This window comes from Candidatus Zixiibacteriota bacterium, from assembly GCA_036480375.1.
Classification (GTDB): Bacteria; Zixibacteria; MSB-5A5; order GN15; family JAAZOE01; genus JAZGGI01.
This window is the reverse complement of sequence record JAZGGI010000039.1, coordinates 25934-36629: the sequence shown is the minus strand read 5'-3', so window position 1 is coordinate 36629 and position 10696 is coordinate 25934. Positions and strand designations below refer to the sequence as shown.

Below are 10696 nucleotides of genomic sequence, written 5' to 3'. Positions count from 1 at the left end.
TGAAAAAGTCTTGAAATGATCTTCAGCCTAAAGAATGGGGAAACATTTCGAATCGTAAGTTCTTGATACACGTCAGGTCACAATTTTGTTTTCACAAAATCAAGACCTGCCGCAACACCCGAAAGGGATTTATCAACAAGCCCTGAAGGGTTGGGGCACCCGGCTAAAAACAATTATCCCCACCTCAGTCCTGCATGGATCGAAGTGTAACCTGTTCTTTGGAATCGGCGAAGCTGATATCGTCGTCGCCGACCACAAGTCTAATGTCGTAGATATCCAGCGCTGGACGATCGGTTATCTTTCCACTCGCTTCCGGTTGGCCGTCAGAGTCGAAGGCGACAACGTAACGCTCGTTAATTTCCCGATTGCGACTTTCATTCACCACCGCCGCCACAGTTCCGTCATTCCCGATGGCTATAGCCTTCACCGTGTTGTCGTAGTTGGAAAAAACATGGGACCACTTTAAATCGCCATCGACAGTAAACAAGCTAACCTCTGCGCCACTGGCAACAGCAACCAATGCACCGTCATTAGATACTGCCAGAGCATTAGCGTACTTTGATATGGGGAACTCACTCAGGCGTTGACCCGTCAGTGTTAAAACTGATACCATTTGCTGTGGTCCACTCTGTCGGCTGCGTCGCTTTTGAATTCGATCAGGTTTTCTTCGCTGACCGCTTGCACCACCAGCCGTTTCGCTGGTACCATTCTTAGCATGACGACGGATCCGCGTTCCGGTAGAGTCTTGGTTTGTCGGTCGTTCTCGTTGTTCATACGAGTCTGTTGCCCTGCTGGAAATGCTATCCGATACTCCGGTGTCCTCTTCTACCACATCTCCCACGGCAATAAAGCTTGAATTGGCACTGATTGCCAAAGCAACATCTTGGTCAAGACGAACCTTGTACGAGAAAAGTCGTTGGCCAAGATCATCGAACAGTCTTAGGCCGTCTCCACCAAGGAGGACATATTTGCCGTCACTTGAAAAAGCGTGCTCTGTCGGGTAGCATCGTGGCTTTGCAATGGGATCGCTTGACACCTTCAGGTTATAAATCTCGGTTGTATGGTCACCGAGTGGATTATACGAAAAGAAGAAGCCAGCGACAGAACTCATATGAACTGTACACCCGAGATTACCTTGCCAGAATACGACATCATGCTTATCGTAAGCGGTGATCTCGCAGGATCCCTCGCTGGCAGGATCACGGTGGTAGCGCGACGCGGTGTACCACTCGCCGCCAATACTGAGTGTAGCTATTGATCCGTTTGCCATGGCCTTCTGATCGAAAATCGTTCGGTGCTCCACCACCATCAGCTGATCCGTACCAGCGTCAAACTCTCCGCGGCAGACACTTCCAACCGCCAACATTATTACCCCGGCACACAATATCAAGATAGAACAATATGAATTGTTCGTACAGTTGATCTCGCGGTTGTTACTTGGATTATTCTCCATAACACATACCTCCTATAAGCGTTGCACTCTTTCCGGTTGGAACTTTGAGACCGTCTCGTCAACTGACAATAGCAAGGTAGACGATTTTCTTAAGCGCGGGTGCCCCAAGTCTTTAGACTTGGGAAAAGACAATTAGCACAAAACATCTATCTCATCTACCCGCACAATTTCCGGTCGATTTCCCATATACCATTTGTAACTCGACCATCTCCACTCTTCAGGTGAAGCAACCAATCCCGATTTAACCGGATTGTTATGGCAATAATGTATTTTCTCTCTGACGGTCTCTGGCGACCGGCAATTATGATCATAGCACCGCAATTGCCAGAAGGCAAATGATTCTTTTCCGCCTCTATATACCCAAAGTCTCTCAAGCCGATTCTTTTTTATCCTTTTCCATTCCGAAAGTATTTCATACGCAAATTTAGATTTTAGGTGGCCAATCGATCTTCCCATTTCGATCTTCCAATGAGGATACAGAACCAAATTTACATGATTGGGCATAATCACATACCCCAAAATACTAATATCATTCTCACGCCGGAACGATTCAAGATGTTTAAGAAATACCTCATATACATATTCTCGATTGAATAATTTGTATCTGCGGTAACAGGAAAAGGTGATAAATCTTGCCATTCCAAATTCATCATAATGTTTTAGTTTGGACATAATGATATCTTAACATAATCACGTATTGAAGTGAATCACAAATTTAAATAAATATCTCATTCCAACCCTGAAGGGGCTTGTTGAAAAAGTCTTGAAATGATCTTCAGCCTAAAGAATGGGGAAACATTTCGAATCGTAAGTTCTTGATACACGTCAGGTCACAATTTTGTTTCACAAAATCAAGACCCGACAGAACATCTTAATTCACATTCCAGCAAAATTGAGCCAGGAACTGATGGCACATATTCGAATTCTTTTTTGACTCTTAACCATTCAATTCGTACATTATGCGTATCAAAATCAAAAAAGTTATCTATAGGGAGCGTGTATGGATATAGAAAAAATCGCCATGGATGGACTGGTGGCGGCATCGATGCAAAAAGCGTCATACTGCGATATCCGCTACGAGATTATTCATGACGAAAACCTGTCGTATTCCGACGCCGAACCCGAACCGATTGAAAGTTCGATCTCGGCCGGGTGGTCGGTTCGAATGCTACTCGACGGCGCCTGGGGATTTGCCGCATCGGATGACGCGACACTGGCGATTGATAGATTAGTCGAACAAGCGGCCGCAATCGCGCGAGCGTCGGCAAAAGTTATGAAAACTCCGGTCGAGCTGACGCCGATTGAAATCGGCGAGGGCGATTTCAAATCCGATTTCAAAATCGATCCGTTTACGGTACCGCTGGAAGATAAGATCGCGTATCTGGCCGATATTGACGCGGCCATGGGCGCCATTGAAGACATCAACACCCGCAGTTGTTTCGTGTCGTTTCGCAAACTGGACAAATGGTTTTTCTCATCAGAAGGATGCAAACAGCATCAGCTTCTGATTCAATCCGGCGCGGGGATAAGCCTGGGGCAGGCCAAATCGCGCCGCGAACGCGCCGAACGGTCGTATCCCAAACCTGCCGGACAGTACGAACTCAAAGGATATGAACTTCTGGATGAATTGAAATTGAAAGATCAGATTCCCCGCATGGCCGAGGAAGTCACGATGGTTCTCGCCGCCCCGGCCTGCCCGCAAAAAAATACGACCCTCGTTCTGGGCGGAAATATCACATCGCTGGTGATTCACGAAACCATCGGTCACGCTCTCGAACTGGACCGGGTCTTCGGCACCGAGCGGAATTTTTCGGGGATATCGTTTGCCACTCCGGAAAATCTCAACTCGCTTCAGTACGGATCGGAAATCGTCAACGTCCACATCGATTCGACGATCCCGCATGGATTGGGGTCGTTTATCTGGGATGATGAGGGCGTCAAAAGCAGGCGAACACAACTTATCAAAAACGGTAAACTGATAAATTATCTATCATCCCGGGAAATGTCGGGCCGTGTGGGACTAAACAGTTCCGGAAATATGCGGGCCGAAGGATGGGCCAATATTCCAATTGTCCGCATGACCAATACCATACTGGAGCCGGGTAACAAAACTTTTAAACAGCTCATCGGCGACGTTGATGATGGAATCTATATGGATGGCCCAACGTCATGGTCGATTGATGATCTACGCAAAAACTTCCAGTTCGGATGCGAGATCGGCTGGGAAATCAAAGGCGGTAAATTGGCCGGGGTGGTCAAAAGCCCAACTTTTTCGGGCTGCACGACTCAGCTATGGAATAACTGTGATGCTATCGGCGACCAGTCGCAATTTGTTTTGCAGGGTACGCCTAATTGCGGAAAAGGCCAGCCGGGACAAAACGCTCGAACAGGAGAAGGAGCTTCGCCCGTCAGATTCGTTAACATTGATGTGGGAGGGCAGTCATGATGAATCGTGATAATATCAATGGAATTCTGAAAAGCGCTCTCAAACATTCCACAGCCGATTTGACCGAAGTTGTCTTGATGGGCGAGAAAACAGACCTGACCCGTTTTGCCGAATCGACCATTACACAAAATCTATCACAGGAACAAACGACACTGGTCATTACCGCCGTCAATGAAAAGAAAATCGGTATCGCGATAACTAACGACGTCACGCAGGAAGGAATCAAAACCGCGGTCGAATCGGCCAACAAAATCAGACTGCTTCAAAAACCGGATGAACGGTTTGTATCGTTCCCCGACAAATCAGTCGCGCCTCCGATGGATAAAGTCGTAACGGTCGAACCCAATCTATCTTTTACCCCCGATGATATGGCGGATGTGGTAGCCAAAGTAGCGTCTATGTCGGCCAAAGAAAACCTAAACGCTTCAGGCGCATTTCGGCATGACATCAATACCGTAGCAGTAGCTAGTTCATTGGGTGTTTTTCAATATGGTCAAAACGGCAAAAGTGAATTGTCGCTGACTATCGTCGGTGAGGGCGAACAATCGGGATATGGAGTTTCATTCAGCCCCGATCCGGCCAATATCGATTATGAAACAGCGGCCTCGCGGGCGATTGAGAAGGCAAAAAGAAATATCAATCCGGTGATTCTTGATGATGGTCAATATACGGTCATCCTCGAACCGGCCGCGGTGGGACAATTGCTCTTGTTCCTGAGTTTCCTCGGGATGGGCGGCCGGACGCTTCTGCAAAGACGCTCGTATTTGTCGGGTAAAACCGGTGAACTTATAACCGGCGAGAATATCACCATCGCCGATGAAGCTGATAATCCAGCCTTCGGCGCGCTTCTGTTTGATTATGAGGGCGTCCCCAAAAAACGAATCGTGCCTATCGAAAACGGAAAAGCCGGAGAGGGTGCGTTTGATACATACTATGGCAATCTGATGGGCGTACCAGCAACCGGGCATTCGGTACAACCCAATAACAGCTTCGGTCCTTATCCCAAGCATCTGGTGATGTCGCCGGGCAATAGCGGCATCGATGAGATGATTGCTTCGACCGAGAAAGGCGTTCTCATCACTCATTTCTGGTATATCAATTATCTCAATCCGATGCGAACGATGATTACCGGGACGACTTTTGACGGGACGTTTCTGATCGAAAATGGCAAAATCGGTCCGGCCATCAAAAATATGCGGACCAATCAATCGATTCTGGAGGCGTTCTCCAATGTCGAGATGATGAGTAAAAACAGAATCGTTTATCCGCAATATTCGTCTTTGATGATGGTGCCCGCGATGAAAATAAATAATTTCAATTTGGTTCAGGAAACCAAAGAAGAATGGGAGGGATCATGTTAAAACGGCGCGAGTTTTTGCAATTGTCGGCACTGCTGGCGGCAGGCGCGGTCGTGACATTATCATCCGCCGGAGAGATACTGGCGATAAATGATGAGCTGGTCATAACAGGTTCGTCCCGTCCGATTCTGCGGTTTCACGGTCATGCCCGGTCGGGATGCTCATTTCGTCCCGAACTAACAGATATGTGGCACGGCGGAGGCGGGCAACTTCCTGATATGGTTTGATGGCGAATGCCAATATTAATAAATTAATCTCTGATGCCGGCCATGAATTGCGCGAGGTCGGCATCGACGCCGGCACAGTCGAGGCTGAACTCATCCTGTGCGAGCTTCTCGATATCGAACGGCTCAAATTATATCTCGACGGAGGTACGCTTGTGATGCCGGAAATCCTGAAAAAATTTTATGAGATTGTTGATAAAAGAAAAACGCGTTATCCATTGCAATATATTCTCGGATCGGCCTGGTTTTACGGGCGGAAATTTATCGTCAACGAAAGCGTGATGGTGCCGTGTCCGGAAACTGAGATATTGCTCGATTGTGTTTTGCGAACCGCCCGGCAAATGAATAAAAAGCCGGTCAGGCTGCTCGATCTCGGAACCGGGTCGGGAGTGGTAGCGGTGTCGGCCAGATTGGAAAATGAAAATATTGAGGTTACCGCATCGGATATTTCTGATGATGCGTTGGGAGTGGCCCGGGAAAACGCATCGAGACTAGGCGCGCTTGATCTTAACTTTGTGCGGTCGGATTTGTTTGAGTCGATTGATGAAAAGCTGAAGTTCGATATTATCGCGTCGAATCCTCCTTATATCAAAGATGACGATTACGATGGTCTGCCACCAGAAGTAAAAGCCGATCCCCAAATATCACTATTGGCCGGAAGCAGCGGAATGGATATAATTGAAAAGTTGGTCAGGCAGGCTCCTGATTATCTCAACCGGCCGGGGTCGCTGATTTTTGAAATCGGTTATGACCAGGCGGAGTTGATATTCGAGATGGTTGATGCCGATCCGCGCTATTCGGGCTGCGCTCTTCTTAAAGATTTGGCCGATATCGACCGGGTCGTTATCTGCAAATTATCCTAAAATCTATCTTACAATCGAATCAATCTCCTCGACCTGCCAGTTACTGCCGATCCAGACGCCGTGTATGTCAACCGACAGGTTCCATGATTTCACCGTTTCCATCGCTTTTTTCAATTGCGCGATATGTTCGTCTCTGGAGACCGGATTGCCGGCGCACTGGTCATGCGCGACAATGGCGATCACTGATGAGTTATGTTTTTCCACCGAAATCAGGACGCGCTGTTTTATCGACTGGCTCAGGGGTGAAAACGGCGATGTCAGTATTTTATCCGGCCCCGGTTCGGTGATGGTGTCGATATAATCAGCTCTGAATTTATCTTTCATCCACTTGTTAACCGGCAACTGCGTCCGGCCATCCATACAATTTATCGCGGTGGCAAATATTCCTTCGGCCATGTGGCCATCCTCCCTGATTTATGTCCTCTTACTAAATCGCGCCTCCTCGTATTCATGCACGATATCAAAACCTATTTTTCCATAGCATTTGACAGCGTGGATATTATCGGCTTTAACGTTGAGACAGACAAGTTTATTTTCGGCCGATAATTCCCGGGCAAGTTTCGATGTCACTTTTGTCGCCAGGCCCCTGCCCCGATAATCGGGATGGGTGGCTATGGAACCGAGGACGGCTATTTTGTATTCATCGGAATAAACGTGCAAACCGGCGACGGACTGCAGAATCTCGTTTTCGATATATCCAAAATATTTATTCGTCTTGAGCATCCTGGGATCGAAATAACCGTCGGGATAGGCCCTGGAATAAAATTCTTCAATCATATCGAGATGATTCATACTCAGACGGATAATGTTTTTGTCATTGTCGTCGTGCTGTTTTGTAAACTTACCCAATTTCATTTTGAGATGTTTGCCGAACGGTTCTTCGTTGTATTTCGATTTGAATATGTCTCGATACTTGTCCTGAAAATGACAGAAGAATGTTTTGGGGAAATGTTCAAATTCTCTCTGTAAAAACGGTTCATAAGATTCGGTCAGGCCGAAGGCCATGACGGTAACGAACAGCGGATTATTGTAGATAAGAATCGCTTCTTCGATTTCATCATTATCGTTGGTGCGAGCGGGCCATTGGCAGAGCGGAAAGAAAAAATCATCGAGGTCGCCGATATGATAGGCGAAGAGAACGGGGTCTTTTCGGAAGTGAGTGATTAGTTTTTTTTTGTCGTTTGTCTGGGCCATAAAATATTTCCTGTCGGAGTTCATGGCAAGCTGTGAGCCAATTCGGAATTTGCGCTATATGCCGTCAATTGTCAATATTCTCCGAGCTTTAATTAAATTCGCACATGGTTTGGGCGGCGGATGTCCTCGTTTGCCTAAAATGGGTTTGTTTCCTCAGATTAACGTTTTGGGTCATATCAACAGGCGGAAGCCTGTTTTTAGCTGTCGCGCGGTTGACCTACCGCCGGTTCACCGCTTCGCTAAGGAACTGGCGGAACAGTGAGCAAATTCCAAAATGGGTTTGTTTCCTCAGAATAACGTTTTGGGTCATATCAAATCGGTGGTGATTGCGACAGGCGGGGGCCTGTTTTTTCTGTAGGGTTCGCTCGCGAGCGACCCAGAAAGCAGGCGTCGCCTGTCTCGACGAGCCCCTACTGTTACGCATATTATTTTTTAGATAACCCATACTACTAAATGAGGATGTTTTCGGAAATTACATCAGATTAGTTGATTAATTGTGAATGCTATATGCGGGAACCTATCCGAAAAAATGCTTCGCTTGTTTTTTTAATGCGGCCAGCGGTCGTGCTGATAGATGATTTGTGATAGTTATCTTTCCCCAAGTCTGAAGACTTGGGGCACCCGGCCTTGACATCCCCTATGTTTATATACTTACCTCCCCTGATAGCGATATAGGTAATAAAAAAGGCCGATGTTGGTCGGCCTTTATAGTATCTTAAATTATGTTTATTAGCCACCAAAATTAAATTTCAAACCGGCGCGAATAGGTAAATAACTAACCGATTCATCCTCAGTTAATATTATACAATAGCGGCCGTCAACAAATAATCCTGTACTCGGTGAAAACATATAATTGAATCCGGCGCCAAAGTTTAATGCAAAATTAGTTTCACTTGCATCGACAGGTACAGTTATACCCATACCGCCTAACGATACCGTTACATCAGAAAAGCTCGTACTTGCCATTCCCAATCCAAGCACTATGAATGGTGCCATATTCGCTTCATCGCCACTCGATTGAAAGTTCACTTTTAAATCGGCTCCAAACGCAAGGACCTTAAAAGTTCCACCGTCAATACTTACGCCCGGCAGAGGTCCCAGTTCTGCTTCAAGTTCTGTCATAATTGCATCTTCGTTAATCGGGAACATGTTATATCCAACCCTGCAGACAAGTTCAAGGGATGGACTTAATTCGAATCCAAGGCCTCCCATAAAATTAGGACCCATATTATGCTCATCGGTGAAGCCGGAGGGGCTCATCGGCACACCTAAGCCGCCTCCAATGTAACCTGACATTTTCGTTTGAGCCATACCGGTAGTCGCGAAGATAACAAACACGACCATTCCCAAGATTGCTTTTTTCATTTTTATTTCCTCCTTGTGAAGGGTTCAACCTTTGTCCTATTAAACCTTTCCTCTCCATCCTTGTGAGCATCAACCTGCAACCACAGCACACTGCCACCATCGAAATAGCCAATAATGCCATAGCTGAAACCGCTCCGCTTGAGGTTATCGCATTTGTATCCCACCCGTTGGGTGAGTTTAAAACGAATCTTTGTTTACATTCGATAATAGCACGACTATATGATAATGGCAATCACTTTGTAGATAAAATGTCGAAACCTCCTTTACTCACCCCTTCGGGGCTTCGTTTCAGGACCTACGGCGGGGGTTTCGGATTACGTTCGGGGGGCTCGTGGTGAGAAGAAAAATTCTACAGATGACAACTCGAGAGTTGTCGCTACAATGTAAATCGGCAAGACTTCAAGAATCAAAAGGCAGTATTTGAGCAACCTCAACAAGCCTTAGTATAGGGATGTAAACCTCAACATAGGGATGTAAAACCATATCGATAGTTCGGTTGACAAACGGGGGGATTATATTATCTTTATCGCAGGTTGAATTAACCGAATTGATTTATTTCGGTTTTCTGGAGGGATATGGACAACTTAATCTATCTCGATAACGCGGCTACGTCGTGGCCGAAGCCTCAATCCGTGTACAATTTCATGATGGATTTTTATAAAGATTGCGGAGTCAATCCGGGCCGCAGCGGATTTGATAAGGCTATTGAAGCGGGGAATATCATTGATGAGTTGCGTAAACGGTTGACGATATTTTTCGGCGGCGATGTCGCCTACCCGGAACGGTTGTGCTTTTCGTACAACGCCACTGACGCTTTGAATTTAATCATCAACGGATTGGTGGAGCCGGGCGATCATGTCGTCACCACGAATGTGGAACATAATTCAGTCATCCGGCCGATCAATCATCTGGTCAGAGATTTTGGTGTTGAAGCGACGTTTGTGCCCTTTGACGGCGACGGTTTTGTCGATCCCGATGATATCAGAAAAGCAATTAAGTCAAAGACCAAACTGGTTATCGTCAATCACGGCTCCAACGTTTTGGGGACGGTTCAGCCCATCGCGGAAATAGGAGCCATCTGCCGTGGAAAAGATGTTCTCTTCGCTATCGACAGCGCCCAGACGGCGGGCAAAGTTCCGATTGATATGAAAGCGATGAATATCGATGTGTTGGCTTTCACCGGACACAAATCTCTAATGGGCAGTACCGGAATAGGTGGGCTGTGCGTTCGCAAGCATGTCGAAATCAAACATACCCGCAGCGGTGGAACAGGAGTGCGTTCAGCTTATCCGTATCATCTCGATGAGTATCCCTTCAGGATGGAATACGGAACGCCCAATGTGGTCGGGATCGGGTCATTGGCGGCGGGGCAGGACTGGATTGTCGAATCAGGCGGGATCGATAAAATACATGACGATGAGATGAAATTAACGCTGCGGCTAATCGATGGTTTTGAAAATATAGACGGTTTGATTATGTACGGTGGTGGCGAGCTCGACCGGCGCATATCCACATTGACGATTAATATCGAGGGGCTCGACGCGGGCGATGTCGGGATTATGCTCGATGTTGATTTTGATATCGCCGTGCGAACGGGTTTGCATTGCGCGCCTCTGGTTCACCAACAAATCGGGACGCTGGATATTCACGGGGGAGTTCGTTTCGCTATCGGACCGTTCAATACCGAGGAACATATTGACCGGGCGATTGAGGGGATGTCGGATATCGCGATACGAGCCAAAGAAATGAAGGCCAGGACAAAGACAGTCTGAAAATTGAATATAAATTAGATA

11 protein-coding genes are annotated in these 10696 nt (G+C 46.9%); 6 read left to right on the top strand and 5 right to left on the bottom strand.

Features of this window, described 5'->3' with window-relative positions; translation table 11 throughout:
- Positions 1–184 precede the first annotated feature (184 nt).
- Both V3V99_12500 and V3V99_12495 read right to left on the bottom strand, forming a co-directional pair.
- Positions 185–1453, bottom strand: coding sequence for a hypothetical protein (locus V3V99_12500; GenBank protein ID MEE9443477.1), 1269 nt, complete (start codon positions 1451–1453; stop codon positions 185–187).
- A gap of 132 nt (positions 1454–1585) precedes the next feature.
- Complete coding sequence (locus tag V3V99_12495) at positions 1586–2125, bottom strand: transposase (GenBank protein ID MEE9443476.1); 540 nt, start codon at positions 2123–2125, stop codon at positions 1586–1588.
- 328 nt (positions 2126–2453) lie between these two features.
- Between V3V99_12495 and V3V99_12490 the strand changes: the two genes are divergently transcribed.
- Genes V3V99_12490 through prmC form a run of 4 tightly spaced genes read left to right on the top strand, consistent with a single transcriptional unit; the run spans position 2454 to position 6344 of the window.
- On the top strand, positions 2454–3899 hold the full coding sequence (locus V3V99_12490) for a TldD/PmbA family protein (protein MEE9443475.1): 1446 nt from the start codon (positions 2454–2456) through the stop codon (positions 3897–3899).
- The gene (locus tag V3V99_12485; GenBank protein MEE9443474.1) at positions 3896–5260 is read left to right on the top strand and encodes a TldD/PmbA family protein; all 1365 of its coding nucleotides are present in this window, start codon (positions 3896–3898) and stop codon (positions 5258–5260) included. The genes V3V99_12490 and V3V99_12485 overlap by 4 nt, the downstream gene beginning before the upstream one ends.
- The gene (locus tag V3V99_12480) at positions 5254–5484 is read left to right on the top strand and encodes a hypothetical protein (GenBank protein MEE9443473.1); all 231 of its coding nucleotides are present in this window, start codon (positions 5254–5256) and stop codon (positions 5482–5484) included. The genes V3V99_12485 and V3V99_12480 overlap by 7 nt, the downstream gene beginning before the upstream one ends.
- Positions 5484–6344, top strand: coding sequence for a peptide chain release factor N(5)-glutamine methyltransferase (gene prmC / locus V3V99_12475; protein ID MEE9443472.1), 861 nt, complete (start codon positions 5484–5486; stop codon positions 6342–6344). The genes V3V99_12480 and prmC overlap by 1 nt, the downstream gene beginning before the upstream one ends.
- Positions 6345–6347: 3 nt before the next feature.
- Here the strand turns inward: prmC and V3V99_12470 are convergent, their stop codons facing one another.
- Positions 6348–6740, bottom strand: a complete 393-nt coding sequence (locus V3V99_12470; GenBank protein ID MEE9443471.1) for a carbonic anhydrase — start codon at positions 6738–6740, stop codon at positions 6348–6350.
- 18 nt (positions 6741–6758) lie between these two features.
- Positions 6759–7538, bottom strand: coding sequence for a GNAT family N-acetyltransferase (locus tag V3V99_12465; protein MEE9443470.1), 780 nt, complete (start codon positions 7536–7538; stop codon positions 6759–6761).
- 22 nt (positions 7539–7560) lie between these two features.
- On the opposite strand from V3V99_12465, the gene V3V99_12460 reads away from it, so the two are divergent.
- A complete protein-coding gene (locus V3V99_12460) occupies positions 7561–7800 on the top strand; it encodes a hypothetical protein (GenBank protein ID MEE9443469.1) in 240 nt (79 codons plus the stop codon).
- A 467-nt stretch (positions 7801–8267) separates the two neighbouring features.
- On the opposite strand, the gene V3V99_12455 is transcribed toward V3V99_12460, so the two are convergent.
- The gene (locus V3V99_12455) at positions 8268–8903 is read right to left on the bottom strand and encodes an outer membrane beta-barrel protein (protein MEE9443468.1); all 636 of its coding nucleotides are present in this window, start codon (positions 8901–8903) and stop codon (positions 8268–8270) included.
- Between the two features lie 575 nt (positions 8904–9478).
- Between V3V99_12455 and V3V99_12450 the strand changes: the two genes are divergently transcribed.
- Entirely contained in the window at positions 9479–10675 is a 1197-nt protein-coding gene (locus tag V3V99_12450; GenBank protein ID MEE9443467.1) for an aminotransferase class V-fold PLP-dependent enzyme, read from the top strand.
- Positions 10676–10696: the final 21 nt, after the last annotated feature.